The following is a 14,697-nucleotide window of genomic DNA, read 5'->3' as shown; positions in this document are numbered from 1 at the left end:
TGCGCCGCTTGAACGGCCAACCAGGCCGTCCTGCGCAACGCGCCTTGCCGGCCAATCCGGACCAGCGCCATCAGATGGGTTTCTATCTATTCAGGTTGGTATAAGTGGCGCCGGATGCGTTCAGGGGTGCCCGGTGTTGTCAGCAAGGTGTCCAGCTCCTGCGGGCCAAACCAGGCGGCAGCCGTCGCGTCGTCCGCAGCCGCAGGCGTTCCGCTTGTCAGCTCTCCGCAAAAGATCGTCAGGATGAAATGGGTCACGACGGTCCCCGTTTCGTCCCTTTGAATGGAATCGAAAGTTTCCACGGGGACGCCGAGGGCCGCCCGGACACCGGTTTCCTCCAGAAGCTCCCGCTCGGCCGCCTCCAGAAGGGTTTCGCCAAGCTCGATTACGCCCCCGGGCAGGCTCCAATGGTCCTTGAAAGGGGGCTTGCCCCGTTTGATCAGCAGGGCCTTGCCTTGCTGGTGGCATAGAACGCTAACGGCTGCACGGGGCGCATCTGGATAGAACCGGGACATGACGTAAGTGCTGCATTTCCTGAGGGCGTTTCACGCTCAGGCGAACAGAGCATCGATTTCCGCTTGCGCCCCATCGCCTTCGTGTTGTGTAGCTTCCGGTTCAACATGACCGTGAATGACGGCGCCAGCAAGAGCAATCAGAGGCTTGATCTCGTGGGTTGCCCGGCTGGCAATGTCCGACGCAATCTCCGTCGGACTGGAAGCCTCTCGTATCTGGGTCTGAATGTCACCGACAAGGGCGTTGATATCGGACACATGAGCTTCCAGATATTCACGCAGATAGACAGGGGCAGCGGAATAGGCCTTGATGGCGAGCGCCTTGTCCTTGAAGGTGGAATTTTCAAAATGGCCTTCATAGTCAAGGGGTTGCCAGTCCAGCACATCTTCGGCGCAGTCGGGCATGTCTGGAAGCATCTCAAGAAGCATCATGACTTCGTTGAAATGGTTCAGATAGTCAGTCGCAAGTCCGGTCTGGGGGTTGATGTTTGCCTGTTCCAGCCGTCCGGCTGCCAGATCTCCGGCGCCCAAAACTGGATCCAAACATTCCATTCTTACCCCCTTATTATTGACTTCGCCGACAGGCTACTTCTTTTTTGTTTCCAATTGCCTAACTTGGTGGCAGTTCAATCGTCTCTCTACGTTGCGAATCGCCAGCAGTATAAAGTGAAGTCCGGAGAAGCCAGATGTGTGGTCGACTTGCCCTTACGACACCGCCTGACGCTGTGCGGGAGTTCTTCAACTACACCGATCAACCGGACTTTCCGCCGCGCTACAACATTGCGCCCACCCAGCCTTTGGCCACGGTCCGCCATGAATATGGCCAGCGCCGGTTTCATCTGGTGCGCTGGGGGCTTATTCCGTCCTGGGTCAAGGATCCGGCAAGCTTTACGCTCCTGATCAATGCACGGGCGGAAACCGCTGCTGAAAAGCCGTCTTTCCGGGCGGCCATGCGCCATCACCGCTGCCTTGTTCCCGCGTCCGGCTTTTATGAATGGCGGCGCACTTCAGAGGGAAAACAGCCATTCTGGATCCGGCCGGCCGATGGCTCCCTGATGTGCTTTGCCGGACTTTGGGACACCTGGTCGGACCCGGATGGCGGCGATATGGACACCGGCGCAATCCTGACGATCCAGTCCAATCGAATGATGTCCGCGATCCATCACCGCATGCCGGTGATCCTGAAACCGGATGCCTTTGAGGCCTGGCTGGACACGGCCCATGTGGAGACACGCGAGGCCTGCAAGATGCTGCAGCCCGTCGAAGACGATTTTCTGGTTGCCGATCCTGTGTCCACGCGGGTGAACAAGGTGGCCCATGATGATGCGGATGTGCAGCGGCCGGTCACGCCTGGAGACATGGCCGTGCCGCCAAAGCCGGTTTCACGCAAGAAACCCTCCGGTCAGGCAGAGGACAGCCAGCTGGATCTGTTTTGACCGCTGCCGGTGCGCACAAAAATTCGTGCAATGCCATGGCAAGCCGGATAGGAGAGGGCGCTTCCAGCAAGGAAAGACAATGACCGACAAAGACAAAAGCGCCCCTGAACCGGATGAGGACGGGGATGACGATCTGCTGGCCGAGGCCTATAACAGGGGACTGAGCTTGCAGAAATCCGGTGATCTGGCGGGGGCGGAAGCAGCCTTTCGCAAGGTATTGGAGCTTGATCCTGAAGATTCCGGCGGCGCAAGCGTCCGCCTGGCTGCGATCGGGGCGGAGGCCGCCCCGTTGAAAATGCCGGATGCCTATGTGGCGACCCTGTTTGATCAGCATGCGGATGTCTTTGACGAGATCCTGGTGGATCAGCTCGGTTATTGTGTGCCCCTGCAGCTGCAGGAGCTTTTGAAGCGGCTGGACCTTGGGCCGTTCGCACGGCTTCTGGATCTGGGCTGCGGCACGGGGCTGACCGGCCTGGCTTTGGCCGATTGCACCAGCCACCGGACCGGCGTGGACCTGTCGGAGCGGATTGTGGAGCTCGCCTATGACCGGGAGGTCTATGAAGATCTTTATGTGGGCGAAGCAGTTGAGTTTCTTCAGGAGTTCGAAGACGAGGACGGCTCCCGCCCGGTCTGGGACCTGATCGCGGCAACCGATGTGTTGCCGTATTTGGGGACGGTTGAGCCCTTTCTGGAGGCAGCGGCCCGGCGGCTGGCGCCCCAAGGTTATTTGGCCTTTTCCACCGAGACGCTTTCCGAAGAGGTGCTTCAGGGGCAGCCCTTCATGGTCGGGCCAAAGAGCCGGTTTGCCCACCGGGAAAAGTATATCCGCAGCGCGCTTGAGACAGCTGGTTTTGACTGCCTGGCTATGGACCCGATCACGGTGCGCCTGGAAGATGGCGCTCCGGTTCCGGGCCATCTTGTGGCCGCGCAGCTGCGTTGATACAGGTCCCGCTTGGGAGAAGCTGGTAGAACACCTATTGGAAGGGGCAGCGTCAGGCGCTGCCCCTTCCGTGTCAGTCCAGCTTTTCCAGGATCATGTGCGGCGTGCCATCCGACAGGCGGTTCACCGCCCTGCCATCTGCACGCAGGAGACAGCTCACCCGGCTGCGGAAGGCGGAAAAACTGTCGAATGTGACCACATCCACCGGTGCGTCGAATTGCACCGTCACCCGGTAGCGCTCCCCACCGGCGGCCTTGGACAGCGCCATGACTTCCCCGGTAAAGGGCTGGTTGAGATAGGTACCGCTCACTCGGTCGCCGACGGCGAACGCGAGCTGGTTGGGCCGTGCGGCCGCAGCGCTCGCCGTGTTCCAGTCCCGGAACCCATGCTGGGCGGAGACCAGTTCCAGTGCCGCGCTGTGAGACAGGTTCTGGCCACTGGCGGCCAGCGCCTTGCGCAGCCGTTTGGCCTGGGATTTGAGAGCATCAACACTTAACTGTGTCATTGCTTTACCTTTCAAGAAAGGCAGGGCAAAGGCTGGTTGCCTTCGAGGGGGCCCGCATTGCCGTCAGCCTGCACATGCTTGTGAAGGTTGGCTGTCATCGAAGCCTGGCTTCGTGAGGGGATTTCACCTTGGCACAGGCCTGCGGGCGGCTGGCTCCCCTTGCACCGCCTCTCCATGTAGGTGGCGGGGGACGGTCTGTCAACGGCCCAAAAAAGAAGCCGCAGGCGCGGCTTCAGGAGAGGGAGGTTTTTGATGACACCGGGCGGAATTCAGCCCGATGGCAGGTGTGGCAGCAGAGGGGTGGGCCGCTGCCACGGGTCTACAGGGTTGGGGGTTCCCTGAAGCTCGTCAGGTCTGGATCAGGCGCTTGAGGAGTTCGACCTCCTGGGCAAGGGCCTTGTCCTTGTTGACCATGTCTTCGATCTTGCGCACCGCATGCAGGACGGTTGTGTGGTCCCGGTTGCCAAAGCGGCGGCCGATTTCCGGCAGCGACCGTCCGGTCATCACCTTGGCGATATACATGGCGATCTGCCGCGGGCGGACCAGCGTGCGGGCCCGGCAGGATGACAGAAGGTCGGCCTTGGTGACGCTGAAATGCTTGCACACAACTTGCTGGATCTCTTCCACCTTGATGCTGCGCGGCTCGCCGATCCGGACCAGGTCATGCAGGGTCTTTTCCGCCAGATCCATGGTCACCGGCTGTTTGGTCAGCTGGTTGTGGGCGAACAGGCGGTTGAGGGCGCCTTCCAGATCCCGGGCGGAAGAAATCACGTAGCGGGCGATATAGTCGGCCACTTCGTCCGGCACGGAAAAACCCGGATGGGTGCGCCGTGCAGAATTGATCCGCTTTTTCAATATGTCGTGCCGCAGGGCATAATCTGTTGCCTGGATGCCAACAACTTCCCCGCCCTGGATGCGCCGCATGATGTTTGCGCTCAGCGTGCCGAGTTCCTCGGGACCGCGGTCCGCGGCCATGATGATCTGCTTGGGCGCTTCCATCAGCATTTCCAGCGTCTTGCCGAATTCCTCGTGGGCCTGCTTGCCATGGAGGAACTGCAGGTCGTCGACGAGCAGAAGATCAATCGACTTCATGGCCTGGCGCAGCACCGGGAACGCAGGCGTGCGCAGGGCCGGAACCAGATGGTACATGAAGAATTCTGCGGAAAGATAGGCCACCCGTCGCCCGGTTTTGCGGGCTTCATTGGCCGCTGCCTGCAGCAGATGGGTCTTGCCGATGCCGGTGGCCGAGTGCAGGAACAACAAGTCCAGCGTCCCGTCATGACCGACAGCCATCTGGCGCACTGCGGCGCAGGCCAGGCTGTTGGAGGCCCCTTCGGCAAAGGCTTCGAAGGTCAGTTTCGGGTTGAGCGCCGTGCCGCTCAGGAATTCGGTGGCCGCTTCATCGCCGCTGTCAGCAAGGCAGGGGATAGCTGCGGAACTGGTGGATGCGCCGAATTGCGGCGTGCTGGCAAACGGGGCGGACCGGCCGCTGATCCGGCGGGCAGTGATGGCCTTGGGAGGCTGGGTGACATTGAGCTGGCGCGGCCGCAGCGCACCGCGGACCGTCAGTTCGACGCGGGTGATATCGTCTACTTCGCGTTTCCAGAGGCCGACGAGTTTCTTTTCGTAATTGTTTTGAATCCAGTTTTTCAAAAAGCGTGTAGGAACGGAAAGACGGACGGAATCGCCGACGGTTTCCTCATGTTTCACGCGTCCGAACCAGTTCGAAAACACATCTTCGCCGAGTTCGTTTCTCAATTCTTTCTTTACACGATCCCAATGATCCAAACTCGCCAAGTTCTGAACCTGCATTGTGGCCTCCATGTAAGAGAACGATGGGGTCGATCTCTCCGTGCACTGTCGTGGAGCTGTCTTGTGACCATGTCGCTCCGTTGCTTTTGTTCGGTCTTGCAACCGGGTGGCTTGTTTACGCCGATGAAGCTACGTTAACCTTTCGCTTACTATAATTTCAAATAGCTTATTCTTATGAGGTCATAGACCCTTGGTATTGTAACTTCTTGTGATGAATTGATGTCTGAACGCAGGAATTACTTGGCAGAACTTACTAATCATCGCTCTCAGAACTTGCCGAAAGCCCCGAGGAAGAAGTTTCTGTCTCCGCAGTTTTACCTCTGCCTTCTGGCTTGAAGTCAGTTTTAATAAAAATTTAACTTGTGAGAAATTTTTCCGGGAGTTTTCAAAAGCTTGTTGCGGTTTTTGTGAAATTCTTCAAGGAACATCCACTGAAATCTCTGAAAAATCAGCGATTTTTACCTAGGATGCCGCAAAAGAGGCCTCCGCCCGTTCTTTGTCTGCGCAAAAGAGGCCCCGGATTGCGGCGCTGTCAGACAGGTTTCGTCCGGAAGTCGGGGATAAATCGGAGGCTGGTGCGGCGCGCACGGGCTCGGGAGAAGAGCTGCGGAGAGCGGCCTAAAGCCAAGTTTTGCCAGAAGGCTGCCTGCAGTTCCTCACAAAGAGATCAATATCGGCTTCACTGCCCGCTTGACAGGGTTATCCCCAGTCAAGCCGGATTCGGAAGATGGTGTCCAAATTTCGCTCTTGAAAGAAACCGTCTGCCGGTCCTTGGTCCCGGCGACCCGCATGGCGGCATATGGGCGAAGGTGACTACTTCCAACACTCCAAGATCAGACCAGTAAAAGCGCCTCCAGATCTGTTCTGCGTCCATGCACTGTCACTCCGTAAGACGAACGCTTGGCAGGATAAAGACAGTGCTGATCAGAGCTGGAGGCAAACCGGCCTTGTCTGGCATTATAGAGTCTGACGACGCCGGGACACGCCTGGAGCATCGTGCAGACTTGTCGCACGATGCTCCAGGCCTGTGATCGAACCGGGAGAGGCAGCGTTAAAGGATACGGCCGGGATTCAGAAGGCCCTTCGGGTCCAGGTCGTGTTTGATCCGGCGCATCAGGGCCAGTTCCACCTCGGATTTCACATCTGACAGGAGGGGGCGCTTGAGGCGGCCGATGCCATGTTCGGCGGAGATGCTGCCGCCGTATGCCTGCACGATCCCGTGGACGATGGCATTCATCTCGTCCCACTGGGCAAGATAGGCGTCCTTGTCTGCGCCCACGGGCTGGCTGACATTGAAATGAATATTGCCGTCGCCAATATGGCCGAAGGGCACGGGCCGGCAACCGGGTATAAAGGCCTCCACTGCGGCCATGGCCTCGTTCAGAAACTCCGGAATGGAGGCAACCGGAACGGAGACATCATGCTTGATCGACCCGCCTTCCGGCTTCTGCACTTCCGACATGCCGTGGCGGATGTGCCAGAAGTCCTGCACCTGGGTGAGATTCTGGGCGAAAGCGGCGTCTTCCACAAGACCCTCCTCAAAGGCGTCTCCAAGAATGCTCTCCAGAAGATCGCGGATCGGGAAGGCTTCCGATCCGCTGGACAGCTCCATCAGGACATACCAGGGATGGGACCCCTCCAGCGGGTCACGCGCGCCTTCCAGGTGGGAGAGGCAGAATTCGAGCCCGACCCGGGGCATGATCTCAAAGCCGGTCAGCACCGGTCCGGCCTGGGCTTTGGCCAGGGTGAACAGCTTCAAGGCTGCCTCTGGGGAAGGTAGTCCGGCGAAGGCGGCTTCGAGTTTTTTCGGCTTCGGAAAGAGTTTCAGCGAGGCGGCCGTAATTATCCCCAGGGTGCCTTCCGCACCGATAAATAATTGTTTCAAATCATAACCGGTGTTGTCCTTGCGCAGGGTGCGCAGACCGTTCCAGAGGTCGCCATTTGGCAGCACCACTTCGAGCCCCAGAACCAGGTCCCGGGTGTTGCCATAGGCGAGGACGGCGGTGCCGCCGGCATTGGTGGAAATATTGCCGCCGATCTGGCAGGAGCCCTGTGCGCCGAGGGCGAGCGGGAACAAACGGTCGGCCTTGTCGGCTTCGTTTTGAAGCGTTTCCAGAATCACACCAGCTTCCACCGTGATGGTGAAACCGGCCGGATCGACATTGCGGATCTTGTTGAGGCGGGAGAGCGACAGCACGATCTCATCCCCGGTTTCCTGCGGGATTTGCCCACCCACAAGGCCGGTGTTGCCGCCCTGGGGCACGATCTTCAAACCGGTCTCATAGGCATAGGCCATCACCGCGCTGACCTCCTGCGGGGTGCCCGGACGCAGCACCATAGGCGTGACCCCCTGATACAGGTCCCGCCACTCGGTCAGATAGGGCGCCATGTCCTCAGGGGTGGTCAGTACGTTGGCCTCACCGATCAATTCAGCGAAACGGCCGGTGTGTGCGGAGCGCTCCATGAGCAATGTCCTCGTGAAGATTAACAGGGAAATTGCGCGCCAACATAGTGTCTGTTTTCGTCCACGTCGACGGTGCATTCGCTCTGTCAGCAGTCTTGATGGAACCCAACCCTTGTGCCATAGGATGCCAGCCCTTGCGGGCAGTACTGGAATCCTGTTCGGAGATGACAATGGCGGAAACGCGCGGACTGATGAATGGCAAACGCGGCCTGATCATGGGCGTGGCAAACAACAAGTCGATTGCCTGGGGCATTGCCAAAGCACTGGCCGACGCGGGCGCCGAGCTGGCGCTGACCTATCAGGGCGATGCCTTGAAAAAGCGGGTTGAGCCGCTTGCCGAGCAGCTGGGCGCCGTGGTTGCCGGCCATTGTGATGTGACTGATGGCCCGTCCATTGATGCGGTCTTCAAGACGCTGGAAGACAAATGGGGCAAGATCGACTTCATCGTTCATGCCGTGGCCTTCTCCGACAAGAGTGAGCTGACCGGACGGTTTGTCGATACGTCCTCGGACAACTTCGCCCGCACCATGGACATTTCCTGCTATTCGCTGACGGCGGTCACCCAGCGGGCCGAAAAGCTGATGACCGATGGCGGCTCGATCCTGACGCTGACCTATTATGGCGCCGAAAAGGTTATGCCCCATTACAATGTGATGGGCGTTGCCAAGGCCGCTCTGGAAACCAGTGTGAAATATCTGGCCATGGATCTTGGCCCGCAGAACATCCGCGTCAATGCCATCTCGGCCGGGCCGATCAAGACCCTGGCCGCCTCCGGCATCGGCGATTTCCGCTATATTCTGAAATGGAACGAATACAACTCGCCCCTGCGCCGGACGGTGACCATCGAGGAAGTGGGCGACAGCGCGCTGTTCCTGCTGTCCGATCTGGGGCGGGGTGTGACCGGCGAGATCCAGCATGTGGATTGCGGCTATAACATTGTCGGCATGAAGGCGGTGGATGCGCCGGATATCTCTGTCGTCAAGGACTGATCTTGAAAGGGGCCGGTCTAACCGTCCCCTTGGTTTCCGGGCCTCGCAAAGACGGCCAATCCCTTTTAGCCGGACTTTATCATGACCGCGTTTGAAGCCGCAGTTCCCTCCCTTCGCCTGCAGCGTCCTCATGATCCTGAGCTCCTGATCTTCATCCGCCATGGCCAGACCGCCTGGAATGCGGAGGGCCGGATGCAGGGGCACCGGGACATTCCGCTGAATGCCACGGGCCGGGGCCAGGCCACGGCCAATGGCGAGCGGCTGAAGGCGTTTTTCCAGCGGGAAAACCTGATCCCGGACAGGTTCGACTTTGTGGCGTCTCCCCTCGACCGGGCGAGCACCACCATGCGCCTTGTGCGCGGGGCGATGGGGCTGGACCAGGACGCCTTTCGTCAGGAAGACCGATTGAAGGAAGTGACCTTCGGCGCCTGGGAAGGCTTTACCTTCGAGGATCTTGCCGACGAAGAGCAGGAGCTGGTGGCCCGGCGGCGGGCAGACCGGTGGCGGTTCGTCCCTCCCCAGGGGGAGAGCTATGAAATGCTGTCCGAGCGTATCGGTGACTGGCTGAGAACCGTTCAGCGGCCGACCGTGACTGTTGCCCATGGGGGGGTCTTCCGGGTGCTGCGGGGCCTTCTGGAAGAGCGCGTCAGCGCCGAGGTGCCGAAGCTTGAGGTGCCCCAGGACAAGGTGTTCGTCTGGCGCGACGGCCGGTTCGAGACCGTCTGACCGTTTGACAGTCTGTCCGGTGAACGCTGGGCGATCCTTCCGCACACGCATTTGTTATGAGATCTTTGACCGTCCGCGATGATCGGGCGGAGGCAGGGCTGCGTAAATTTCGCAATCCCGGGGGAGCAGCCGTGTCCGCAGACGACTTTTACCGAGAATTGCCAAGTTTTTCTGATTTCAGCACAGCCGCCGATCTGAAGGGCTACCGGCCGGTGCCCGGCGACTGGTATGTGCTTGCTGCCGATATCGTGCGCTCCGGGGATGCGGTCGCCCAGGGGCGCTACAAGGATGTCAACATGACCGGGGCAGCGGTGATTGCAGCTGTCCTGAATAGTGTTGGCCGCGACCGGGTGCCCTTTGTCTTTGGCGGCGACGGGGCCATGCTTCTGGTGCCCCGCCACGATCTTGAAAAGGGACAGGAAGCGCTTGCCGGGGTTGCCGACCTGGCGCGGCAGGTGATGGAACTGGACCTGCGGGCCGCAGCGATCCCCGTGGCCGATCTGAGGGCTCGGGGAGGTGATATCCGGCTGCGCAAATATCTCCTGAGCCCGGGCAACCCGCTTGCCATGATTGTCGGCGACGGACTGGATCTTGCAGACCATATTTTGAAAGATCCGGACGCTGTCCGACCCTATGCCATTGCACCGGACCGGCCGGATCTGCCGCCGCTGGACGGCCTGTCTTGCCGGTGGGAGCCGCTGCCCGCGCAAAACGGTCATATTGTGTCCCTGATCGTCAAACCGGTCGGGGCCGTGTCCTTGACCAGTCTCATGGAACGAATCGCGGCGGAGCTTGGGTTCAACCCTTTGCTGGAGGACACAAGAACCCGGCTGGCCAGCAAGCCCCGGCTCAAGTTCCGGTTTCCGCCCCGAGGGCTCCGCCTGGAGGTCGCCCTGGTCTTTGCCGGAAAGACGCTGCGGGGCTGGGCTGGTCGTCTGTTGGAAAGCTTGGTGTTTGTCTGGTGCTATACCACCGGCCTGCGCATCGGTCCGTTTGATCCGAAGACATATTTCAAGGAACTCAGCCTCAACACAGATCACCGGAAGATCGGTGACAGTCTCCAGCTGGTCCTTGACCTGACCCCGGATCAGCTGAGGAGCCTCAAGGGCGCGCTTGAGGCAGCCTATGACAGCGGCGAGGCGGTCTATGGCCTGCATGTATCCGACGCAGCGCTGATGACCTGTTTTGTGCGCGACATGGCCAACAGCCAGCACATCCACTTTGTTGACGGCTCCAATGGCGGTCTCTCCCTGGCGGCGGCAGAGTTCAAGCAGCGCCAATCCACCCTGCAAATGGCCTGACGCACGGTCTTGCGCTGGATCGGGGCGGCACCCTCGCCGGATCTGGGGGTTGAGCTTGCACACGCTTTGCCTTATCGCTCGGCGCCTGACGTCTTTGCCGCTGGAGATTGGAAGTCCCCTCATGTCGCACAACAGTTTTGGCCATTTGTTTCGTGTCACCACCTGGGGGGAAAGTCACGGCCCGGCCATCGGCTGCGTGGTGGATGGATGCCCGCCGCTGATCCCGTTGGCCGAAGACGACATCCAGGGCTTCATGGAAAAGCGCAAGCCCGGCCAGTCCCGCTTCACCACCCAGCGGCGGGAACCGGATCAGGTCAAGATCCTGTCCGGCGTCATGGTGGATGAGGACGGGCAGCAAAAGACCACCGGCACGCCGATCTCCCTGATGGTGGAAAACACTGACCAGCGCTCCAAGGACTATTCGGAAATCAAGGACCGGTTCCGCCCGGGCCATGCGGACTTCACTTATGATGCCAAATACGGCATTCGCGACTATCGCGGCGGCGGCCGGTCATCCGCCCGCGAGACGGCCATGCGCGTGGCAGCCGGGGCTGTTGCCCGCAAGGTGCTGGAAGGGGTCACCATTCGCGGCGCGCTTGTGCAAGTCGGCGCGAAAAAAATCGACCGGACCCGCTGGAACTGGGGCGAGGTGGACAACAACCCGTTTTTTTCCCCCGATGCGGCGGCAGCGGCCGAGTGGGCGGAGTATCTGGACGGGATCCGCAAGTCCGGCTCGTCCGTCGGCGCTGTGATCGAAGTGGTGGCCGAAGGGGTGCCCGCCGGATGGGGCGCGCCGCTTTACGGAAAACTGGACAATGACCTGGCTGCCGCGATGATGTCCATCAATGCGGTTAAAGGGGTTGAGATCGGCAATGGTTTTGAGGCCGCCTGCCTGACAGGCGAGGAAAATGCCGACGAGATCCGGATTGACGATGTGGGCCGGCCGGTCTTTTTGAGCAATCATTCGGGCGGTGTGCTGGGCGGGATTTCCAATGGCGACCCGCTGGTGGTGCGGTTTGCCGTCAAGCCGACATCCTCCATCCTGACACAACGCAAGTCGATCACCCGCAAGGGCGAGGAGGTTGATGTGATGACAAAGGGCCGCCACGATCCCTGCGTCGGCATCCGGGCCGTGCCGGTGGGCGAAGCCATGATGGCCTGTGTTTTGGCCGATCATCTCCTGCGCCACCGGGGCCAGGTGGGCTAAGCTGAAGGCCGGAGCTGATGGGCTGTGCTGGCGCGCTGTGCCTTTCAGCCTGGTCAGGTTTGGCGTGTCAGAAAAGCACGAGCCGGATCAGCCCGGCGCAGGCGAAGACTGCCAATAGATAAAGACAGCTGCGTTTGTAGGTTTGGTCCAGGGTCCGGCCGAACACCCGGCTGCCAGCAAAGACCCCGATCAGAACCATAGGCGCCAGAACAGCGCCCCGGGCGAGCGCCGTCTGGTTCAAAAGGCCGAACCAGACCAGGGTGACCGAAGAAGTCAGCATGCCGAAAAACAGGTAAAGCACCAGCGCGCCACGCATTTCGCGCGCCGCCCGTGCGGAATTGAGAATGTATAGGGCGATCACCATGCCGCCCACGGAGGCAAGGCCGCTGACAATGCCTGCGGTCAGACCGGTTCCGGGCAGGGCAAGGCGGCTCCGGCCCAGCGGCAGGGTCACTTTCAAAAGCTGGAATCCAACCAGCGTCAGCACCAGAAGCAATGCCAGCAATTTGGACAGATCCACCGGCAGGCTGGTGGTCAGGGACAGACCGATTGGAACGCCGATGGCGCTGCAGATGGCCAGGGTGAGCGCGGTGCGGAGATCAGCATCGCGAAATCCGCCCCTGAACATCACAAGGCTGGCGGCCGCTTCCAGAAGAAAACACACCGGGATCAGGTCGATCGGCGGCAGGATGACGACAATGGAGGCCATCAGCACCGCCGACAGGCCAAAGCCTGAAAAGCCGCGCACGGCACCGGCCAGAAAGGCCATGCCCGCGCTGAAGGCAAGATGGGAAAGAGGCAGGCCAGTCCAGCCGCTGAGAGCGTCAAACATCATCATGATCCATGTCGTTGTGCCGGACGCTTTAGCAAGCTGCAGGAATGTCTGTAAATTCTCGAAAATGCAGACTTAACCTGCAATACTGCAGGCATGAACTGGGAAAACCTCAAATATCTCTTGGCGCTTGACCGCGCCGGGTCGCTCTCCGGGGCTGCGGAGCGCCTGACTGTCGATGCGACCACCGTCTCCCGGCGGATCGCGGCCTTGCAGCGCGAGAGCGGGGCGCAGCTGATCGAGCGCGCCGGTACAGGGGGCGTGATGCTGACGGAGGCGGGCCACCGCGCCGTTCTGCAGGCGGAGGCGATGGAGACCGGCGTAAGCCGGCTGCAGGCGGATCTCACCGGCGCCGAGCTGGCGGAAGAAGGCATTGTGCGGGTATCATCGGTGCCGGTGGTCAACACGCGGCTGCTGCTGCCAAAGGTCCGGGGCTTTGCGCAGGCCCATCCCGGGATCGAACTGCATCTGGCCTCCGAAACGCGCAATGTCAGTCTGACACGGCGGGAAGCGGATATGGCAGTGCGGCTGGGGCGTCCGGAGGACGGCGGGCAGGCGGTCAAGGCGCGGCGGATTGCGGTTCTCGATCATGCGGTCTACGGCCCAGCGGGCGCAGACAGTGCTGTGCTGCCGTGGATCTTCTATCACGAGACCATGCGTTTTCTGCCCCAGGCGCGCTGGATGGCTGAATATCTGCGCGGCGGGGACGCACCGGTTGCCTCCATCCGTCCAAGCGATCTTGAAGGGGTGGTTGAAGCGATTGCCGCCGGCTTGGGACGCTCCGTTGTGCCTCGGGTGATCGGGGATCAGGACAGCAGGCTGGAAAGGCAGTCAGGTCCTGCGCCAGATCTGCGGAGGGAAGTGTGGCTGCTACAGCATGTGGACCAGAGCGGCCTTGCCCGCATGCGTGCCGTCAGCAAATGGATCGAAGCGGTGTTCAGCAGTCCTTCGCCGTAACTGTGCAGGGGAGGAGCGGAAGGGTGTTGCAAATTCCTGCTGGATGCCCGCCTGCAGGCCCCTATGTTTCAAGATGCACAGATGTTTTGCCACAATCGGAGAGCGTGATGAATGAGGTGACCCCGGTGCGCCGGATGACGGCGAAGGATTTTCCGCAAGAGCTTCTGGACCTTTACGACTATTATGCCCATGGCCGGATCACGAAACGCGAGTTTCTGAGTGGCGCGGCGAAATATGCTGTGGCCGGCGTCACGGCCGCCATGTTGCTCGACCAGCTGTCGCCCAATTATGCGCTCGCCCAGCAGGTCGATCCGGATGATGCTGCGATTGAAACCCGCAGGATCACCTATCCGTCCCCAAACGGGCACGGTTCAGTGAATGCCTATCTGGTCAAACCGGCGGCAAGCACCGGCAAGCTGCCTGCGGTTCTGGTCATTCACGAAAACCGGGGCCTCAATCCCTATATCGAAGACGTTGCGCGGCGCCTGGGCAAGGCCGGGTTCCTGGCCATGGCCCCGGACGGCCTGACTTCTGTTGGTGGATATCCCGGGACGGACGACAAGGGCCGCGAGCTGCAACGCACTGTCGACCGCGAAAAACTGCTGAACGACTTTTTTGCCGGGTTTGAGTATCTGCTAAAAAGCGATGAGAGCACGGGCAAGGTCGGCGCTGTCGGTTTCTGTTATGGCGGTGGTGTGGTCAATGCGATCGCAGTTGCCTATCCTGAACTGGCCGCCGGGGTGCCCTTTTACGGCCGTCAGCCGGATGCCGCAGATGTGCCAAAGATTCAGGCGCCGCTTCTGCTGCAATATGCGGAACTGGACGAGCGGATCAATGCTGGCTGGCCTGCCTACGAGGAAGCGCTCAACGCCCATGACAAGACCTACCAGGCGTATATCTATCCGGGCGCAAATCACGGCTTCCACAATGACACAACACCCAGATTTGACGCGGAAGCGGCCAAACTGGCTGAAGACAGAACCATCGCATTCTTCAAGGAAAACCTGATGTAGCTG

Annotated in this window: 14 protein-coding genes; 8 read left to right on the top strand and 6 right to left on the bottom strand. The window is 60.4% G+C overall.

Features of this window, described 5'->3' with window-relative positions; all coding sequences use genetic code 11:
• Window positions 1-86 precede the first annotated feature (86 nt).
• Window positions 87-515 carry an NUDIX hydrolase gene (locus ACXAIC_RS22395; protein WP_475185942.1) on the bottom strand — a complete coding sequence of 143 codons (429 nt, stop codon included), beginning with the start codon at window positions 513-515 and terminating at the stop codon, window positions 87-89.
• A 36-nt stretch (window positions 516-551) separates the two neighbouring features.
• Complete coding sequence (locus ACXAIC_RS22390) at window positions 552-1,064, bottom strand: hypothetical protein (protein WP_475185940.1); 513 nt, start codon at window positions 1,062-1,064, stop codon at window positions 552-554.
• A gap of 134 nt (window positions 1,065-1,198) precedes the next feature.
• On the opposite strand from ACXAIC_RS22390, the gene ACXAIC_RS22385 reads away from it, so the two are divergent.
• The gene (locus ACXAIC_RS22385) at window positions 1,199-1,948 is read left to right on the top strand and encodes an SOS response-associated peptidase (protein WP_475185935.1); all 750 of its coding nucleotides are present in this window, start codon (window positions 1,199-1,201) and stop codon (window positions 1,946-1,948) included.
• A 79-nt stretch (window positions 1,949-2,027) separates the two neighbouring features.
• On the top strand, window positions 2,028-2,888 hold the full coding sequence (locus tag ACXAIC_RS22380) for a class I SAM-dependent methyltransferase (RefSeq protein ID WP_475185930.1): 861 nt from the start codon (window positions 2,028-2,030) through the stop codon (window positions 2,886-2,888).
• Between the two features lie 73 nt (window positions 2,889-2,961).
• Here ACXAIC_RS22380 and ACXAIC_RS22375 read toward each other — a convergent pair whose 3' ends face one another.
• From ACXAIC_RS22375 to ACXAIC_RS22365, 3 genes are all read right to left on the bottom strand, one after another.
• Window positions 2,962-3,393: a glyoxalase superfamily protein gene (locus ACXAIC_RS22375; protein WP_475185926.1), complete on the bottom strand. Its 432-nt coding sequence runs from the start codon at window positions 3,391-3,393 to the stop codon at window positions 2,962-2,964.
• 348 nt (window positions 3,394-3,741) lie between these two features.
• On the bottom strand, window positions 3,742-5,205 hold the full coding sequence (gene dnaA / locus ACXAIC_RS22370; protein WP_475185923.1) for a chromosomal replication initiator protein DnaA: 1,464 nt from the start codon (window positions 5,203-5,205) through the stop codon (window positions 3,742-3,744).
• Between the two features lie 1,051 nt (window positions 5,206-6,256).
• Window positions 6,257-7,669 (bottom strand): FAD-binding oxidoreductase, encoded by a 1,413-nt coding sequence (locus ACXAIC_RS22365; protein WP_475185919.1) that lies wholly within the window; start codon window positions 7,667-7,669, stop codon window positions 6,257-6,259.
• Between the two features lie 170 nt (window positions 7,670-7,839).
• Here ACXAIC_RS22365 and fabI point away from each other — a divergent pair, with 170 nt between their 5' ends.
• The 4 genes from fabI (at window position 7,840) to aroC (ending at window position 11,892) form a co-directional block, all read left to right on the top strand.
• Window positions 7,840-8,658 carry an enoyl-ACP reductase FabI gene (gene fabI / locus ACXAIC_RS22360; RefSeq protein WP_475185915.1) on the top strand — a complete coding sequence of 273 codons (819 nt, stop codon included), beginning with the start codon at window positions 7,840-7,842 and terminating at the stop codon, window positions 8,656-8,658.
• A gap of 81 nt (window positions 8,659-8,739) precedes the next feature.
• Window positions 8,740-9,384: a histidine phosphatase family protein gene (locus ACXAIC_RS22355; protein WP_475185912.1), complete on the top strand. Its 645-nt coding sequence runs from the start codon at window positions 8,740-8,742 to the stop codon at window positions 9,382-9,384.
• 131 nt (window positions 9,385-9,515) lie between these two features.
• On the top strand, window positions 9,516-10,685 hold the full coding sequence (locus ACXAIC_RS22350) for a DUF3095 domain-containing protein (protein WP_475185908.1): 1,170 nt from the start codon (window positions 9,516-9,518) through the stop codon (window positions 10,683-10,685).
• A 121-nt stretch (window positions 10,686-10,806) separates the two neighbouring features.
• Window positions 10,807-11,892: a chorismate synthase gene (gene aroC, locus ACXAIC_RS22345; RefSeq protein ID WP_475185904.1), complete on the top strand. Its 1,086-nt coding sequence runs from the start codon at window positions 10,807-10,809 to the stop codon at window positions 11,890-11,892.
• A 67-nt stretch (window positions 11,893-11,959) separates the two neighbouring features.
• On the opposite strand, the gene ACXAIC_RS22340 is transcribed toward aroC, so the two are convergent.
• Complete coding sequence (locus ACXAIC_RS22340; RefSeq protein WP_475185897.1) at window positions 11,960-12,730, bottom strand: TSUP family transporter; 771 nt, start codon at window positions 12,728-12,730, stop codon at window positions 11,960-11,962.
• 90 nt (window positions 12,731-12,820) lie between these two features.
• On the opposite strand from ACXAIC_RS22340, the gene ACXAIC_RS22335 reads away from it, so the two are divergent.
• Together ACXAIC_RS22335 and yghX are read left to right on the top strand one after the other, a co-directional pair.
• Window positions 12,821-13,681 carry a LysR family transcriptional regulator gene (locus ACXAIC_RS22335; RefSeq protein WP_475185893.1) on the top strand — a complete coding sequence of 287 codons (861 nt, stop codon included), beginning with the start codon at window positions 12,821-12,823 and terminating at the stop codon, window positions 13,679-13,681.
• A 125-nt stretch (window positions 13,682-13,806) separates the two neighbouring features.
• The gene (gene yghX, locus ACXAIC_RS22330) at window positions 13,807-14,694 is read left to right on the top strand and encodes a YghX family hydrolase (protein ID WP_475185952.1); all 888 of its coding nucleotides are present in this window, start codon (window positions 13,807-13,809) and stop codon (window positions 14,692-14,694) included.
• The last annotated feature ends 3 nt before the right edge of the window (window positions 14,695-14,697 follow it).

This window comes from Roseibium sp. AWQ4_254 (assembly GCF_056161025.1).
This window is presented reverse-complemented; position numbering and strand designations above follow the sequence as displayed.

Coding starts and splice junctions, on each gene's coding strand:
- ACXAIC_RS22395 (WP_475185942.1), bottom strand. CDS start 515: ATGTCCCGGTTCTATCCAGATGCGCCCCGTGCAGCCGTTAGCGTTCTA.
- ACXAIC_RS22390 (WP_475185940.1), bottom strand. CDS start 1,064: ATGGAATGTTTGGATCCAGTTTTGGGCGCCGGAGATCTGGCAGCCGGA.
- ACXAIC_RS22385 (WP_475185935.1), top strand. CDS start 1,199: ATGTGTGGTCGACTTGCCCTTACGACACCGCCTGACGCTGTGCGGGAG.
- ACXAIC_RS22380 (WP_475185930.1), top strand. CDS start 2,028: ATGACCGACAAAGACAAAAGCGCCCCTGAACCGGATGAGGACGGGGAT.
- ACXAIC_RS22375 (WP_475185926.1), bottom strand. CDS start 3,393: ATGACACAGTTAAGTGTTGATGCTCTCAAATCCCAGGCCAAACGGCTG.
- dnaA (WP_475185923.1), bottom strand. CDS start 5,205: ATGCAGGTTCAGAACTTGGCGAGTTTGGATCATTGGGATCGTGTAAAG.
- ACXAIC_RS22365 (WP_475185919.1), bottom strand. CDS start 7,669: ATGGAGCGCTCCGCACACACCGGCCGTTTCGCTGAATTGATCGGTGAG.
- fabI (WP_475185915.1), top strand. CDS start 7,840: ATGGCGGAAACGCGCGGACTGATGAATGGCAAACGCGGCCTGATCATG.
- ACXAIC_RS22355 (WP_475185912.1), top strand. CDS start 8,740: ATGACCGCGTTTGAAGCCGCAGTTCCCTCCCTTCGCCTGCAGCGTCCT.
- aroC (WP_475185904.1), top strand. CDS start 10,807: ATGTCGCACAACAGTTTTGGCCATTTGTTTCGTGTCACCACCTGGGGG.
- ACXAIC_RS22340 (WP_475185897.1), bottom strand. CDS start 12,730: ATGATGATGTTTGACGCTCTCAGCGGCTGGACTGGCCTGCCTCTTTCC.
- ACXAIC_RS22335 (WP_475185893.1), top strand. CDS start 12,821: ATGAACTGGGAAAACCTCAAATATCTCTTGGCGCTTGACCGCGCCGGG.